We start from the raw sequence: 16,709 nt of genomic DNA, 5'->3' as shown, positions 1-16,709 counted from the left end.
GACGTTTTAAACCTCGGTATCAGAAATTATTTCGGTCACTTCTCCATTACAGTTTCATTATGGACAACGATGCTGGGAGAAGGACTCATGGCAGCACTGCACAGCTTACACACTGAAGAATTAAAAGCCTCACACGACATGATGGCGATAATGAAAGACGTACGTTTGGTGAGAGGTTTAGCGTACGTGAATGGCAAATGGGTAAGTGGTGATCAATTTCATCCGGTGGATAATCCAGCAGATGGCACGGTCATCGGTTACATCACTAAGCTATCTCAGCAACAACTCTATCAAGCGATTGATGAAGCCGACCAAGCCTTTTGTCAATGGCGAAAAATGCAAGCAGAAGAGCGCGCTGAAATTCTCATGCGTTGGCACGACCTGATTCTAGAATCAAAGCAAGACCTTGCTCATTTGATGGTGATGGAGCAAGGAAAAACACTAGGTGATGCTGTAGGTGAGATTGACTACGGCGCATCCTTTGTTCGTTGGTTTGCCGAAGAAGCACGCCGCTGTTATGGCGAAACCATCCCAAGTCATATTCCGAATGCGCAGCTATCAACGGTGCGCGAGCCAATTGGTGTCGCAGCACTGATTACGCCATGGAACTTTCCTAATGCCATGATCACACGCAAAGCCGCTGCCGCACTAGCAATAGGCTGTCCGGTGATCATTAAGCCCGCCAGTGAAACGCCTTTTTCTGCGTTAGCGTTGGCAGAGTTAGCAGACCGAGCTGGCTTTCCACCTGGTGTATTTAACGTGATCACTGGCGATGCGGTGATGGTGTCACAAACCTTGTGTCACTCCGATAAAGTCAAAGCGCTCTCGTTCACAGGCTCAACTCGAGTAGGCAAACTATTGCTACGCGACGCGGCACAAACCGTGAAGAAGTGCAGTATGGAGCTCGGTGGTAACGCCCCTTTCATCGTGCTGCCAGATATGGATGTCGAGCAAGCAGCCAAAGCCGCCGTGGATGCGAAGTTTCAAACCGCAGGACAAGACTGCTTGGCCGCAAACCGTATTTTCGTCCCTGACGATAAGTACGAAGTGTTTTTGGAAGCGTTTGCCAAAGAAATGAGCCACATCGTTTTGGGCAATGGCTTAGACGAAAAAACCACCATGGGACCGCTTATTAATCGCACTGCGGTGGATAAAGCGCATGATTTGGTGCGTGACGCGCTCGACAAAGGCGCGCGATTGGTAGCGGGATACCACCAGCCCGTACCAGGCGAAAATTTCTTCGCGCCGACATTGCTAGCCGATGTAACCCCTGAAATGGCGGTGTATCGCGAAGAGAATTTTTGTCCTGTGGCAGGCGTATTGCCTTACCAAGACTTAGATACCGTGATTGAAATGAGCAACGACACTGAGTACGGCTTAGCTGCCTATGTTTATGGTCACGATATTCACCAAATTTGGCACTGCATGCGCGGTTTGGAGTTTGGCATGGTGAGCGTGAACTCCGTCAAAATGACAGGGCACCCTATCCCATTCGGCGGCGTGAAACAGTCTGGTCTTGGACGAGAAGGAAGCCGTCACGGATTTGAAGAATACAGTGAAATCAAATACTGCTGCTTAGGCGCTTTACCAACCGTCAGTGGCAGTTGAGACACGAAATATGGATATCCAATTATTCGAGGAGAAGGATCATGAGTAACAAAACCCAACAACTTTTAGAGATCGATCGTCAGAGAGTATTTCATGCCTCAACCCACCTAAAGCAGTATGCGGCCGGGGAGCTTTCGGGAAGAATTATCTCGAGCGGAAGCGGAATACGCATCACCGATTCAGAAGGCATCGAGCTGATAGACGGCTTTGCCGGGTTGTATTGTGTAAACATTGGCTATGGCAGGACCGAAATGGCCGATGCGATTTATGAGCAAGCCAAAGAACTGGCGTACTACCACACGTACGTCGGTCATACGAACGAAGCGCTCGTGACACTGTCAGATCGCATCATCAAAATGGCGCCTGAAGGCATGAGCAAAGTTTACTACGGCATGTCAGGCAGCGACGCGAACGAAACTCAACTTAAGTTGGTATGGTATTACAACAATGCTCGTGGTCTACCAGAGAAGAAAAAAATCATTTCGCGTGACCGCGGCTACCATGGTTCAAGTATCGCGTCCGGTTCAATGACAGGTTTGCCGCTGTTCCACGCCCATTTTGATTTACCACTTGAGCGTATCAAACACACCATCGCGCCATATTATTATCGCCGTGAAGACGAGAGTATGTCTGAGCTCGAATTCTCTCAATATTGCGCAGATCAACTCGAAGCGATGATCTTGGAAGAAGGCCCAGAAACGGTAGCAGCAATGATTGCAGAACCAGTGCTCGGTACTGGCGGTATTGTGCCACCACCAGCAGGGTACTGGCAGGCGATTCGCAAAGTGCTCGACAAATACGATGTACTCTTGATTGCGGATGAAGTGGTGTGTGGCTTTGGTCGCCTCGGCTCCGATTTTGGCTCACTGCACTACGACATGAAACCAGATCTCATCACGGTAGCGAAAGGGTTAACCTCAGCGTATCAACCGCTGTCTGGCGTGATCGTCGGTGAACGAGTTTGGAGTGTGCTAGAAAACGGCACCGACCAATGGGGCGCTATCGGACACGGTTATACCTACTCTGGTCACCCAATGGGAGCGGCAGCCGCGAACTGCAACCTCGATATCATTGAACGTGAAGGCTTAGTGCAAAACGCGGCCGAAGTCGGCGCTTACTTGCAGCAACGTATGGCAGAGACGTTTAACGATCATCCATTAGTCGGTGATACTCGTGGCGTTGGCTTGTTGCATGCGTTGGAGTTTTCTTCAGACAAGCTTCGCCGAGCACACTTTGATCCAAACTTGAAAGTAGGCCCGCAAATCGCGACGGCCTGTTTAGAGCAAGGCTTAATCGCTCGCGCTATGCCACATGGTGACATCCTCGGTTTTGCTCCACCGCTTATCGCGAATCGTAACGATATAGACACCATTGTCGACAAAGCGCATCAAGCGGTAAACAAAGTGATGGATAACCTCGTCACATCTAAACAGTGGCAGCCATAACCCACCTAGATTTCAGTAACGCTCGCGGGCTTTGGAGAAGGCCCGCTTTGCACTTTCCTTAAAGAGATAACAAGCCAACCAAACATTTTAGACCCATAGGAAGCACTATTATTTACTACAAGTGGCAATAGTGGGTAAAATGCCCAAAATTGCGCACTAACTGGATAAAACATGGCAAAACTTACCCTTCAAGAACAAATGCTGAAAGCTGGCTTAGTTAATGAAAAGAAACTAAAGAAAGCGAAGAAAGGCTCTAAAAAATCACGCGTTCAAGCACGCGAAGTAAAAGCGGCGGTTGAAGAGAATAAACGCCAACAGTTAGAGCGTGATAAACAATTGAGCGAGCAGCAAAATGCTGAGCGATTAAATAAAGAGATCAAAGCGCAGATCAATCAATTGATTGAGATGAACAAGATCGACTTAAAAGATGGCGACATCAAATACAACTTCACTCACGGTACGCTAGTGAAATCTCTTTATGTAGATTCACTTATCCGCGAGCAGTTGATCAAAGGTATTTTGGCAATCGCAATTGTTGGTGAAAGCTATGTTGTCATTCCACGTGGAGTAGCGAATAAAATTGCTCAGCGTGATGAGTCCGTCATCATCGAACAAAAAGAACCTGAATCGGACATTCCAGCAGAAGACGATCCATACGCAGATTTCGTCGTGCCTGACGATTTGATGTGGTAACAATAAATAATCGATGCATCAACTAAAAGAGCCGCTGATGTAACATCAGCGGCTCTTTTTATAGAAAAATAATCTACGGAGATGATGTGTTGTTATTGCTTACTTAGTAGCAAATTCGCACCTGATGCGGCTAAAAACAACGAACATCCGCGATTGAAACGTTTCGCCATTTTGGGGTTTGAAAACCAGTGTCTCAAGTACAAACCAAAGATGGCATAGATTGAAATGGCGACCATTTCTAATATCAAAAACGTGGAGCCAAGGGCAAAAAACTGCTCTTGAACGTTGGCATTGGCATCAACAAATTGCGGCAAGAATGCAGTAAAAATAAGAATCGCTTTCGGGTTGCCAGCAGCGAGCGTAAATTCTTGTTTCGCCAGTCCTGCGTAGTTGCGCGAATTGTCCAAGTCAGAGATCGGGCTGGACTCTGAGCGCCAAAGGTTGAACGCAATCCATAGTAGATACAGCGCCCCTACCAACTTTATTGCCAAAAATAGCATTTCTGACGTATACAAAATCACAGCCAGACCTGATGCAGACAACGCAATCATCGCTGAAAAAGCGGCAATTCTGCCTAAACTAGCCGTAAACGCGGCCCTAAAGCCGTAACAACGAGCATTATTCATTGCCAATAAATTGTTTGGGCCTGGAGCCATATTGAGAGCAAAGCAAGCAGGGATAAAAAAGAGAAGCTGCCAAATATCCATAATAAAATGGTCTTAGTGAGTGATTTTGATCGGTACCCTAACATCTGTTAATAAAGTGAGTAAACCACAAACCAATCTTAAAGCAACTCAGCATCAAATCGTGCCGTGCGAGCTTGAACCAACGTGCAGTTCGTTTCTGCCATCAACTCAGCTAAGGTGATGTTTGGGTTTTGTCTCACCAAACGTATCAACTTCACGTCCAAAGGTTCCAACTTGTCTTGGTGAGCGAGTAGAGCTTGCTCGATCTTGTTGATCGCAAAGCGCATCACCTCTGCCTCTTCGCTTTTAAGATGATCTAAAAACGCTTTTACATCCAAAGCCTCGCCTGAGATTTGCCAGTTACGAGATCGCCTAATTCGCTTAAGATCGCACTGTTTTTCTGCTGCGAGTGTTTTCGCTCGCTTGGCATGGTCGCCACCAATACGGTGAATCAAGGATGGGAGCGAAATCGTAATCTCCGTCTCTTTCATGGCTTTTTCTTTCATCGCCTTAGCCCTCAACCACCGACACATTCTCGCCAACCCAAGCCAACAACTGTTTTGCAGCTTTGGACAACACCTGATTTTGACGCACGATGTAGCCGAAATCAGTGTTTGGAAAACTTGGCAAAGGCGTAACTTCACGAGAAAGCTTTAATCTCGGATCGAGCGAGAAATCCGGCACAATAGCAGTCCCAAATCCCGCTTCCGCCCAGTCGATTTGTGCTTCCACACTGCCCACTTCCATCACGCGATGCTTAGGCAGATTTAGCTCAGGTAAAGACGCATCAATCAGCTCTCGGGTTCGAGTATCGTGCCCTAGCAGGATCAGCGTCTGGCTCTCTTTTCCATTGTCTTGCCACTCAAAAAAGTTATCGCCAAACGCACACCAGTGAATCTGCGTGAGAGGCGTAAAATGCAGCGGTTGACTCTCTTTTTGTGCGATAACAAAGCCGATATCGGCACGCGCACTTTTCACCAAATCCACCGCTTGAGAAGATGTGGTGTTGAACAATGCCAAGTCGATCCCCGGATATTCACTTTTGAATTGCTGAAATGGTTTGATAAGCAGTAAACGTGAAACAATATCGCTCGCCGCAATAGAAAGCGTCCCCTGCGTAAGATCGTTGATGGCATTGAGATCTGACTGACAAATTTGCAGCTCATTGAGCATCCGCTGCGCCGTAGCTAACAAACGCTTCCCCGCTTGCGTCAACTGCACGGGATTTCGCTCAATCAATTTCGTGCGCGTGGCTTGCTCCAACTGCTTGATATGCAAACTTACGTTCGGCTGTGTCATGTGCAGTTCCGTCGCTGTTTTACCAAAGTGTTTTACCTCTGCAAGAGTGACGAAGGTTCGCAGCCAGTTCAAATCTAACATTGCCAATTCCGATATGAGATTCTTATCAAGTTAATGAGTATAATTAATTTCTCTTATTATGGCGAACACCTTAAGATTTTTGCATCTGTTTTTGGAGATTAAATTATGTCGTCTATCGTTGTTGTGGGTGCAAACTGGGGTGATGAAGGCAAAGGCCGCATCGTTGACTTTTTGGCAGAGCAAGCTTCTGCAAGCATTCGTTTCCAAGGTGGTAACAACGCGGGTCACACCGTAGTTAACGACCTAGGTACGTTCAAGCTGCACCAGCTACCAAGTGGCGTTTTCAACCCTGACTGTTTGGCAGTGTTAGGTCCGGGTATGGTTATCAGCCCTGCGTTGCTGTCTCAGGAGATTGCGGAAGTTGAAGAAGCGGGCGTAAAAGTGAATATGTGCATCTCTGATCGCGCAACACTGTGTCTACCTCTACACGCACTAGAAGATACGCTAGAAGAACAACGTTTAGGCGACAAAGCATACGGTTCAACTCGCCAAGGTATTGCACCTGCGTACGGTGATCGCGTAATGAAGAAAGGCATCCTAGTTGGTTGGTTGAAGCAACCAGAAGTATTGGTTGAACGCCTTCAATTCATGATGGATTGGAAACTGCCGCAACTGCGTGCACTTTACCCGACGTTCGAGTTTGAACAAACCGCTGAAGAACTGGCGAACTGGCTGCTAGAAGTCTCTGCACCTTGGCGCGATTCAATTTGCAACGTAACGCTTCCTCTAAAAGAACTACAAGCGAAAGACAAAACTCTATTGTTCGAAGCGCAGCTTGGCGCGGGTCGTGACCTTGTTTACGGTGAGTACCCTTGGACAACATCTTCTAACGTTGTATCAATGTACGCGGGTATCGGTAGTGGCCTTCCGGCACTTCGTCCTGAACGCGTTATTGCGGTTGCAAAAGCCTTCAGCTCATCAGTGGGTACTGGTACGTTGATCACTGCAATGGAAGAGCAAGACGCTTTCCGCGAACTTGCTGGCGAGTTCGGTGCAACTACGGGTCGTCCACGCGACATGGGCTACTTCGACGCAGTCGCTACGAAGAATGGCGTTGAACTGCAAGCCGCAACTGAAATTGCACTAACGAAAGTAGACTGTTTGACTGGCCTTAACGATCTGAAAATCTGTGTTGGCTACGAAGGCGACCACAGCGAAAACCCAATCTGGCCTCAAACTGCCTCTCTTGCGCCAATCTACGAGAAGATGGAAAGCTGGAGCGAGGACATCACAGGTTGTCGTAAGTTTGAAGAGCTTCCAGTAGCAGCACAGAAATACGTTCTACGCATTGAGGAACTCATGGGCGTACCAGTAAAAATGGTGTCTGTGGGTCCTGGTCGTGAACAAATGATTATGCGATAAGATGTGAATTAACACATCATTGGCAAGCGGCTTTTATCTGTTCCGGGGTAAAGCCGCTTTTTTTTACACTGTAAACTTTGGAAAATTGCACGGCTAAATTCATGTTTAATAACCTCATCACGAGACTCCTACCTCCTTTATTTATAAATCAATAAATTATAGGACTTAACACGTTGTGCACGTTACTAGCACATCTCACTTGTTAAAGAAGCACGTCAATTAGGTTAACTGGTTGATTTGATATTCTTTAAGTGATCAGTTGATCACGATCTTCATCTGCAATTTGTTGAACTAGTACTCAAAAAATCTAACCCGCTGTTTTTAGGATAGATGAGTTCCCCAACATCCAACCTAACAGCAGGTGATTCCCATGACGAAAAATCTTTTCCGCCTCAGTACGATAACTCTCGGTTTATGCATCAGTTCGTTCTCTTTTGCGCAATCCGATCTTCCGAACATTAAAATCCTTGCCACTGGTGGCACCATAGCAGGCGCAGGTCAATCTGCAACAGAGTCAAACTACACAGCAGGTAAAGTCGGCGTTGAATCATTGATTTCTGCGGTGCCGAGTATGACCAACATTGCCGATATTTCTGGAGAGCAAGTGGTCAGTATCGGTTCACAAGATATGAATAATGATGTGTGGCTAAAATTATCGAAAAGAGTTAATGAGCTACTCGCTCAAGATGATGTTGACGGCATCGTCATTACTCATGGTACGGATACGTTAGAGGAAACCGCTTACTTCCTTGATCTGACCGTCAAGAGCAAAAAGCCTGTCGTGATCGTTGGTGCAATGCGTCCTTCCACCGCAATGAGTGCTGATGGACCAGTCAACTTATACAATGCAGTCGTAACAGTCACCGATGAAGATTCAGAAGGACGTGGCGTGCTAGTCGCAATGAATGACACGATTTTCGATGCGCGAGATGTGACAAAAACCAATACAACCTCCGTCAGCACTTTCCAGTCACCCAACTTTGGTGCTATCGGCTACATTCATAATAGCGATGCCAAATATCAACGAAGCCCAGAGCGTAAACATACGACAGAAACCCCATTCGATGTATCAAAGCTTACTAAGTTGCCTAAGGTCGGTATTGTTTATAACTATGCAAATGCCTCCAATTTGCCAGTGAAAGCCTTTGTGGATGCGAAGTTTGACGGCATCGTAAGTGCTGGTGTCGGTAATGGTAACTTGTACCACGCTGTGTTTGATGAGCTAGAGAAAGCGAGTAAAGATGGCGTTGTTGTTGTAAGAAGCTCCCGAACGCCTAGCGGCTCAACCACTTTGGATGCTGAAATTGATGACGAAAAATACGGCTTTGTTGCCGCTGGTACATTGAACCCACAAAAAGCACGTATCTTACTGATGCTGTCACTGACTCAGACCAAAAACTATCAAGACATCCAAAAGATGTTCCAATACTATTAATTCTGTCTAAGGTTCATTCGATAGAGGAGGTACACACCTTACCTCCTCTTACACATAGCGACATGAGCGTCTCTTGTTAGCCAAACAAGCGACGCTTCATTCCTGCTTTTTCCAGAATACGCGTAGTAATTTCCTCAACAGACAGAGAGGACGTATTGATATATGGGATCGCCTCTCTTCTAAACAAAGCCTCAACAGTGTCTAGCTCCAGCTTGCACTGCTCTGTGCTAGCGTAATCACTTCCAGACAAACGATTCTCACGGATTTCAGTCAAACGTTCAGGGTCGATAGTGAGCCCGAACAACTTATGACGATGGATCTCAAACTCAGGTAACAAACGCATCATCTTCACATCTTCCGCAATAAACGGATAGTTCACAACACGTAAACCAAATTGCATCGCCATATACAAGCTAGTCGGCGTTTTTCCACTACGCGACACGCCAAGTAAGATGATATCAGCTTGCTCCAACCCTTTTAGTGTGATGCCATCATCATGCGCCAATGTGTATTCAATAGCCGCAATACGGTCAAAATAGGTGTCGGAATCTTTCCCCACGCTGCGAGAACGCTGCAACTTAGGCTTTGGTGCCATCTGAATGTCGTCTTGCACTTTCTGCACAATACTCTCCAAAACATCGTAACTGTATGCCGGCGCTTCAAGCAGCATTTCACGTACTTCTGGAACGACAATTGAGAAAAAGACCAGAGGTTTGACGCCATTGCGCTGGTAGGAAGTTTCAATTTCTTTGACTACGTCAGTAGCTTTGTCCTGGCTTTCTACAAACGGAAAGGTTTTTTCGTTAGGAATGAACGGAAATTGACCGAGAACAACATGCCCTAATGTCTCACATGTTATCGCCGTACCGTCAGAAACATAGAACACATCACGACTTTGGTTATTTATTTGCATTTCTGTTTAATTTTTCAAAATCTTTTGAGTAGGATGGTACACATAATATTAATAAATCAGTTTGGCTTTCAGTTAGGTTCACCACAGCTTTAAAAATTCTTTTGAATTTTTTTCAGCCAGAACGTAATCGTTTGCCTTTGATATCAATCTAAATGAAGCAATGTATGGTCAACGTGTAATAACAGCCAACATGCGATTGTTTAGATCGATTTAAGTCCCCCTACTAAGCTGCAATGTTTCTGGAGAAAGACATGCAAAAGAACACCCTCTGGTTCAATGGCCTATCCATGGATGATGTCGACAAAGTCGGCGGTAAGAATGCTTCACTTGGCGAAATGGTTTCTAACCTAGCAAACGCAGGCGTTTCTGTACCAAATGGTTTTGCGACAACCTCATACGCGTTTAACCAATTCCTTGACCACGAAGGTTTGGATGAGCGTATTCACCAATTACTCGATGAACTAGACGTTGAAGATGTAGAAGCTCTGCGTAAGACAGGTGCAAACATTCGTCAATGGGTATTAGAGGCCCCTTTCCCTGCGGACCTTGAACAAGAAATTCGTGAAAATTACCAAGAACTGATCGAAGGCAATCCTGAGCTTTCAGTCGCAGTTCGTTCATCTGCTACGGCAGAAGACCTACCTGATGCTTCTTTTGCTGGTCAGCAAGAAACGTTTTTGAACGTGAAAGGCATCGACGCAGTACTAGAAGCAACTAAGCACGTTTACGCTTCTCTATTTAACGACCGTGCGATTTCTTACCGCGTTCACCAAGGGTTCGACCACCGTGGCATCTCGCTATCTGCGGGTATCCAACGTATGGTGCGTTCAGATAAAGCCTCGTCGGGTGTTATGTTTACACTAGACACTGAATCGGGTTTCGACCAAGTTGTCTTCATCACCTCTTCATGGGGTCTAGGCGAGATGGTCGTTCAAGGTGCAGTAAACCCTGACGAGTTCTACGTTCACAAGCCAATGCTTGAAGCAGGCGAACACCCAATCGTTAAGAAAACATTTGGTTCTAAGTTGATCAAAATGATCTACTCAGATAACCAAGAAATCGGCAAACAAGTTGATATCGTTGATACTCCTGATGAAGAGCTCAACACGTTCTCATTGAACGACGACGAGATCAAAGAGCTCGCAAAGCAAGCAATGATCATCGAAAAGCACTATCAGCGTCCAATGGACATTGAATGGGCAAAAGATGGCATTGATGGCAAGCTGTACATTGTTCAAGCACGTCCTGAAACCGTATGTTCGCAAACGGAACAAAATGTGATTGAGCGCTACGAGCTACAAAACAAAGCGGATGTTTTGGTTGAAGGTCGTGCAATCGGTCAGCGCATCGGTAAAGGCGTGGTTCGCTTGGTTGACTCTCTGGACCAAATGTCTTTAGTCCAAGAAGGTGACGTGCTAGTTACAGACATGACTGACCCAGACTGGGAACCAGTGATGAAAAAAGCATCTGCAATCGTAACCAACCGTGGTGGCCGTACGTGTCACGCTGCCATCATCGCTCGTGAGCTTGGTATTCCTGCAATCGTTGGCTGTGGCGATGCGACAAGCAAGTTAACCGATGGTGCAACCGTGACCGTATCTTGTTCAGAAGGTGAAACGGGCTACGTTTACCAAGGTGAACTTGAGTTTGATGTAAAACGCTCTTCTGTTGATGAACTGCCACTGCTACCAACAAAAGTGATGATGAACGTGGGTAACCCTGATCGCGCATTTGACTTCGCACAAATTCCAAATGAAGGTGTTGGTCTTGCGCGTCTTGAATTCATCATCAATAAGATGATTGGTATCCACCCGAAAGCATTACTTAACTTTGATGCACAAAGCGATGAGCTAAAAGCAGAAATCACTCAGCGTATTCGTGGTTACAAAGATCCTATCGATTTCTACGTAAGCAAACTGACAGAAGGTATCGCAACCATTGCTGCGGCATTTTGGCCGAAACGCGTTATTGTTCGTATGTCTGACTTTAAGTCTAACGAATACAGCAACTTGGTTGGCGGTAAAGCATACGAACCGCATGAAGAAAACCCAATGCTTGGCTTCCGTGGCGCGTCTCGTTACATTTCTCCAGTGTTTGAAGACTGCTTCGAGCTAGAAACTCAAGCAATTAAACGCGTTCGTAACGAAATGGGTCTGAAAAACGTTGAAATCATGATCCCATTTGTGCGTACACCAAGCGAAGCAGCATCAGTGATTGATTTGCTAGCGAAGTTTGATCTGCGCCGTGGCGATCAGGGTCTTAAAGTCATCATGATGTGCGAACTGCCATCCAACGCGGTCCTTGCCGATGAGTTCTTGAAGTACTTTGATGGCTTCTCGATTGGCTCAAACGACATGACTCAGCTAACGCTTGGACTTGATCGTGACTCTGGCGATGTTGCACATCTATTTGATGAGCGCAACCCAGCGGTTAAGGTGATGCTTCAGATGGCGATTGATGCGGCAACAAAAGCAGGCAAATACGTTGGTATTTGTGGTCAAGGCCCATCAGACCACGACGACTTAGCGGAATGGCTAATGGATCAAGGTATTAGCTCTGTATCACTAAACCCAGATACGGTTATCGATACTTGGTTAAAACTCGGTAAAGTTAGCAGCAAGTAACACACGATAAACTCTAGCCCTCACACTCCACTTGTGAGGGCTTTGTTATTCACACGTCATTTCACAATCAGTTCGTGATTCCTCTCTCAAGTTCGTCATTTAGTCAATTTCATTATCAAAGTCTGATGACCTAAAATGAATGGTATATCGATAACTCCAGAGAGAATTTGATGAAAAAGCCTATCGCACTCCTTACTACATTGATGCTCCTGGCATCCCCTGCTTATGCCGATTGGGATGAAATTTCCAATAAAATGTCTGAGCTTGGCGACGCAGTTTCTGATACTGCACAAGATGCTTGGGACGACACCAAAGCGTTTTCAAAACAAGCGTGGCAAGATTTCACGAACTGGTCCGAGGAAGCGATCAATACCGCAGGCGAATGGACAGAAGCCAGCATCGAGAAAAGCAAAGAATGGATAGATGCTGCCGACAAAAAAATTGATGAGCTGATGGAAGGCGATACGCCAGAAGAAGCTCGCCAAGCCGTGGACTTAATGGCAGATAGCGCTTTGCTCAAGTTATTTAATGAAAAGCCGGAGGCAAAAGCTATTTACGACAACGCGTACGGCTACGCGGTCTTTGATTCTCGTAAATTATCTTTGCTGTTTCACACCAACTCAGGGTCAGGAGTCGCAGTGAATAAGGAAACAGAAGAACGCACTTATATGAATATGTTTGGTTTGGGCGTTGCACTTGGGGCTGGCGGCAAATTTTACCAACAAGTGGTTCTGTTTGAGAGCAAAGAAGACTTTGATACGTTCGTCAACGAAGGATGGGAGGCCACAAGTGAAGCCTCTGCTGTTGCGGGCGAAGATTCAGAGCAACTTTCAAAACAATTTAACAGCGGCGTCGCCGTCTATCAGTTGAACGCTAAAGGTTTGCTCATCGATGCTAACGTGTCTGGTTCTAAATATTGGGTTAACGAAGAGCTCACTAACTCGCAGTAATGCATAGCAACTAATCGCTTAAATAAAACCGTTGTTATGCACCCTTATCAATAAGTTAACGGGGATATGATTCCTCAAAACTGAGCACTTACGCAACTTTCTCTATGGAAGTCACCAGAAGATGGCGACTTCCCTTTCTCGTTGGATTGCTTTTGGTTATGCTTGCGCAAAACCACCTGCAATTCGGTATCCCATGCCTAACAATAACTTTAATAATCTGCTAGCAGAAGCAATTTCTGCTCTTAACACGCCTAACTTTACTCCTAAACTTATGCGTGTCATTCGCACTCTTTTTCATTTTGATTGCGCAGTTATTTTAGGTTACCGAGAAGGTAAACATCCTATTTATCTCTACGACTCAATTGAGAACGAGCGAGAGTTACTTTTTCAACGCTACCTTACTGACTCATTTCAAAATGACCCTTTTTTTCTCAAACTAAACGAAACAAAGCAACAAGGCGTATTTACGCTCAAAGACGTGGCGCGTAAAGGCGTTGATTTTACTTCCTACTGCGAACAGTTCTACCATCAGACCGGGTGGAAAGACGAACTGAGCATGCTAGTCGAAGTTGAATCTGGCCGTTGGGTCATGCTGTACTTCGGGTATATGAATGATGGAAAATACTTTTCTCAGCAACAAATCAATAAGCTAAAGCCCTATTTCCCGATAATTCAGTCGCTTTGTCAGCAGCATTGGAAACAAACGGAATTTACCTTTTCTGAGCCTGTTTTTGCACAGAGTGCTTATTCTGGCAGTATGCGATTAGCCATTGAGCAAGCTTTAGCAACGTTTGGCGTAGAATCACTCACCCGTCGCGAACAAGAGGTGGCTTCGCTTCTCGCTCAAGGGTTTGACACCAAAGAAATTGCCGCGCGGTTACACTTAGTTCAAGGCACGGTCAAAAATCATCGAAAGCGAATTTACTCGCAATTAAATGTGTCTTCATTGAGTGAGTTATTCCAGCTTTTCCTCAATCACCTCATTCTCCATTCAAGATAAAAAACTGTCCCTTAAGGGATATATCGAGAAAAGGTGTCGCGTTTTAGTCTAAATGTAACAACCACTAAGACAGACAAAAAGAATGACGACACCATTACTGCAAGATTTACAAGATCGTGGCTTGATTGCACAAGCCAGCGATTTGGAAGAAATTCAGACACTTCTCTCACAGCCACAAACCGTTTACTGCGGCTTCGATCCTACAGCTGGCAGCTTGCATATCGGCCACCTCGTGCCTTTGATTATGCTTAAGCGCTTTCAAGATGCCGGACACCAAGCTGTTGCCTTGATTGGCGGTGCAACGGGCATGATTGGCGACCCAAGCTTTAAAGCGACTGAGCGCAGTCTGAACTCAGAGGAAATCGTCTCAGGCTGGGTTAACGATCTTTCTAATCAAATTCAGCAGTTGATGAATCACCAACTGACCAAGCCGATGATCATGGTGAACAACGCTGACTGGATGAAAGCGATCAATGTGATCGACTTCTTCCGCGATGTGGGTAAGCACTTCTCGATCAATACTATGGTCAACCGAGAATCGGTAAAACAACGCCTGCAACGACCTGACCAAGGTATCTCCTTCACCGAATTTAGCTACGCCCTATTGCAATCGTACGATTTTGCCGAGCTAAACCGTCGATACGGTTGCCGTTTGCAAATCGGTGGCAATGACCAATGGGGAAACATCGTCAGCGGGATCGATTTAACTCGCCGTCAAAATGGTGAGCAAGTATTTGGCTTAACTCTGCCGCTGATCACCAAATCCGATGGCACCAAATTTGGCAAAACTGAAGGTGGTGCAGTATGGCTAGATCCTAGCAAGACCTCTCCTTACGCGTTCTACCAGTTCTGGCTTGGCGCAGAAGACGCCGACGTTTACCACTTCCTGCGTTACTACACGTTCTTGAGCTGCGAAGAAATTGCCAGCATTGAAGCGCAAGACCAAGCAAGCCAAAGCAAGCCACAAGCACAACGTATCCTCGCTGAGGAAATGACGCGATTTGTTCATGGCGAAGAAGGCCTAGCTAGCGCCGAGCGCATCACTCAAGCTTTATTCAGCGGTAATGTGCAACAACTGAGTTTGGGTGAATTAAAACAATTGGAGTTGGATGGTTTACCAAGCATTGAGAGCGCACAGCAAGATTTGGTTGAGCTGTTGATTGAGTCGGGCTTAGCAAGTTCGAAGCGTGTTGCACGCGAACACATCAGCAACAACGCCATCAGTGTAAACGGTGAAAAAGTGGCGGCTGATAACCCGAGTTTAAGCTTCCCACTGTTTGATCAATATTGGTTACTGCAACGCGGTAAAAAGCACTTCTGCCTCGTAAAGCGTGCCGCGTAGCAACACTCGCAGTACAAAAACTATAAAAAAATTCCCCTCACCACTTTCGTGATGAGGGGAATCCAAATTTGAACGATTTTAAGCCTAACAATAGGCAAAGACGTTGCTTATTGCGTTCTTAAACGTTGCCAGTACTTTTCGTAAATCGCTAACGTTTCTGCGCCAACATCATTAATAAACTCGCCTTTTTTCAAGTCTTCTGATGAAGGGAAAATAGTACGGTTGTTTTTCAACTCTTCTGGCAATTTGTCACGCCCAGCGTTCGTTGCCGACGCATAACCCAAACTGGTCACGATTTCCGCTTGGTTCTCTGATTGGTACATGAAGTTAATAAATTTATGCGCCAATGCTTTGTTTTTACTGCCAGACGGAATAGTGAAGTTGTCCATCCACAATACCGCGCCCTCTTCCGGCATCACGAACTTCAGCTCAGGCATTTCAACCTGTCCTTGGAATGCGTTGCCGTTCCATTGCATGCCGACCGATGTTTCACCGGACACGTAAGGGACTTGCGGCGCATCTGAGTTGTACAGTAATACGTTGTTTTTCAGCGCGACTAGAGAATCAAAAGCCTGCTCGATTTCTGCTTCGTCTTTTGTGTTCACGCTATGGCCATTTTTCTTCAGCGCCATACCGAACACATCGCGAACGTCATCAATCAGCATGACTTGTTGTTCGTATTGAGACTCCCATAAGTCTGCCCATTTGGTCACTGGTTGCTCAACCATGGATTCGTTGTAGCTGATCCCGGTAATGCCCCAAATATAAGGCAGCGAGTAATCATTTTTAGGATCGTGCGCTTGGCCAAGTAAACCGTCCATTGTGTCTTGCATGTTTGGCACTTGAGCGTGATCTATTTTCGAAAGCAGCCCTTCTCGCCCCATTTTTTCAATGAAGTACGCAGAAGCAAAAACCACATCGTAGCCAGAACCTTTTAGCAATTTTAGCTTGGTGTACATTGATTCATTATTCTCAAAAGTCGAATAATTAATCGTAATGCCTTCTTGTTTTTCAAACGCTTTTAACGATGCTTCCGGCAAATAGCCACCCCATGCATAAACGTTCAACGTTTTGCTATCTGCATGAGCAAACATGCTGAGCACAAGAGCACTCAGCCCCAATCCTTTGATGATTAATTTCATGGTATGCAATCCAACCAGTCCAGCGACGCGCTGGGATTCGGGTGCATAATTAGGTAATTGTTACCCAATTGAAAGAAAATTTAATTAATCTTTAACAGCAAAAATATTTATCGAATTTATAAAATTAAC

Annotated in this window: 14 protein-coding genes; 9 read left to right on the top strand and 5 right to left on the bottom strand. The window is 45.8% G+C overall.

From position 1 onward, the window contains the following. Nucleotides 1-87: 87 nt before the first annotated feature. From R7Q38_RS01080 to R7Q38_RS01070, 3 genes are all read left to right on the top strand, one after another. On the top strand, nucleotides 88-1,608 hold the full coding sequence (locus R7Q38_RS01080) for an NAD-dependent succinate-semialdehyde dehydrogenase (RefSeq protein WP_239938745.1): 1,521 nt from the start codon (nucleotides 88-90) through the stop codon (nucleotides 1,606-1,608). 41 nt (nucleotides 1,609-1,649) lie between these two features. Continuing rightward, complete coding sequence (locus tag R7Q38_RS01075) at nucleotides 1,650-3,053, top strand: aspartate aminotransferase family protein (RefSeq protein WP_213910116.1); 1,404 nt, start codon at nucleotides 1,650-1,652, stop codon at nucleotides 3,051-3,053. Nucleotides 3,054-3,224: 171 nt separating this feature from the next. Next, entirely contained in the window at nucleotides 3,225-3,746 is a 522-nt protein-coding gene (locus R7Q38_RS01070) for a DUF2058 domain-containing protein (protein ID WP_017633576.1), read from the top strand. Between the two features lie 92 nt (nucleotides 3,747-3,838). Here the strand turns inward: R7Q38_RS01070 and R7Q38_RS01065 are convergent, their stop codons facing one another. The 3 genes from R7Q38_RS01065 to R7Q38_RS01055 all read right to left on the bottom strand — a co-directional run bounded on the left by R7Q38_RS01065 (nucleotide 3,839) and on the right by R7Q38_RS01055 (nucleotide 5,812). After that, nucleotides 3,839-4,453 (bottom strand): LysE family translocator, encoded by a 615-nt coding sequence (locus R7Q38_RS01065; protein WP_062731065.1) that lies wholly within the window; start codon nucleotides 4,451-4,453, stop codon nucleotides 3,839-3,841. A 77-nt stretch (nucleotides 4,454-4,530) separates the two neighbouring features. After that, nucleotides 4,531-4,923 (bottom strand): ribosome recycling factor family protein, encoded by a 393-nt coding sequence (locus R7Q38_RS01060; RefSeq protein ID WP_062731091.1) that lies wholly within the window; start codon nucleotides 4,921-4,923, stop codon nucleotides 4,531-4,533. A 19-nt stretch (nucleotides 4,924-4,942) separates the two neighbouring features. Further along, entirely contained in the window at nucleotides 4,943-5,812 is an 870-nt protein-coding gene (locus R7Q38_RS01055; protein WP_062731066.1) for a LysR family transcriptional regulator, read from the bottom strand. A gap of 105 nt (nucleotides 5,813-5,917) precedes the next feature. On the opposite strand from R7Q38_RS01055, the gene R7Q38_RS01050 reads away from it, so the two are divergent. Next, nucleotides 5,918-7,174, top strand: a complete 1,257-nt coding sequence (locus R7Q38_RS01050; RefSeq protein ID WP_005373814.1) for an adenylosuccinate synthase — start codon at nucleotides 5,918-5,920, stop codon at nucleotides 7,172-7,174. Nucleotides 7,175-7,544: 370 nt separating this feature from the next. Further along, nucleotides 7,545-8,609: an L-asparaginase 2 gene (gene ansB, locus R7Q38_RS01045; protein ID WP_239939092.1), complete on the top strand. Its 1,065-nt coding sequence runs from the start codon at nucleotides 7,545-7,547 to the stop codon at nucleotides 8,607-8,609. Nucleotides 8,610-8,685: 76 nt separating this feature from the next. Here ansB and R7Q38_RS01040 read toward each other — a convergent pair whose 3' ends face one another. Further along, entirely contained in the window at nucleotides 8,686-9,522 is an 837-nt protein-coding gene (locus R7Q38_RS01040) for a pyruvate, water dikinase regulatory protein (protein WP_005373820.1), read from the bottom strand. 251 nt (nucleotides 9,523-9,773) lie between these two features. On the opposite strand from R7Q38_RS01040, the gene ppsA reads away from it, so the two are divergent. The 4 genes from ppsA (at nucleotide 9,774) to tyrS (ending at nucleotide 15,438) form a co-directional block, all read left to right on the top strand. Next, on the top strand, nucleotides 9,774-12,146 hold the full coding sequence (gene ppsA / locus R7Q38_RS01035) for a phosphoenolpyruvate synthase (RefSeq protein WP_239939091.1): 2,373 nt from the start codon (nucleotides 9,774-9,776) through the stop codon (nucleotides 12,144-12,146). A gap of 170 nt (nucleotides 12,147-12,316) precedes the next feature. Beyond that, nucleotides 12,317-13,096 (top strand): hypothetical protein, encoded by a 780-nt coding sequence (locus R7Q38_RS01030; RefSeq protein ID WP_005373824.1) that lies wholly within the window; start codon nucleotides 12,317-12,319, stop codon nucleotides 13,094-13,096. Between the two features lie 193 nt (nucleotides 13,097-13,289). After that, a complete protein-coding gene (locus tag R7Q38_RS01025; RefSeq protein WP_206953401.1) occupies nucleotides 13,290-14,096 on the top strand; it encodes a response regulator transcription factor in 807 nt (268 codons plus the stop codon). Nucleotides 14,097-14,178: 82 nt separating this feature from the next. Further along, nucleotides 14,179-15,438, top strand: a complete 1,260-nt coding sequence (gene tyrS / locus R7Q38_RS01020) for a tyrosine--tRNA ligase (RefSeq protein ID WP_239939090.1) — start codon at nucleotides 14,179-14,181, stop codon at nucleotides 15,436-15,438. Nucleotides 15,439-15,545: 107 nt separating this feature from the next. Here tyrS and R7Q38_RS01015 read toward each other — a convergent pair whose 3' ends face one another. Continuing rightward, the gene (locus tag R7Q38_RS01015) at nucleotides 15,546-16,580 is read right to left on the bottom strand and encodes a PotD/PotF family extracellular solute-binding protein (protein ID WP_054730624.1); all 1,035 of its coding nucleotides are present in this window, start codon (nucleotides 16,578-16,580) and stop codon (nucleotides 15,546-15,548) included. Between the last annotated feature and the right edge of the window lie 129 nt (nucleotides 16,581-16,709).

It is taken from the genome of Vibrio sp. Vb0598 (assembly GCF_033338935.1).
In the GTDB taxonomy this organism is placed as follows: Bacteria; Pseudomonadota; Gammaproteobacteria; order Enterobacterales; family Vibrionaceae; genus Vibrio; species Vibrio alginolyticus.
This window is presented reverse-complemented; position numbering and strand designations above follow the sequence as displayed.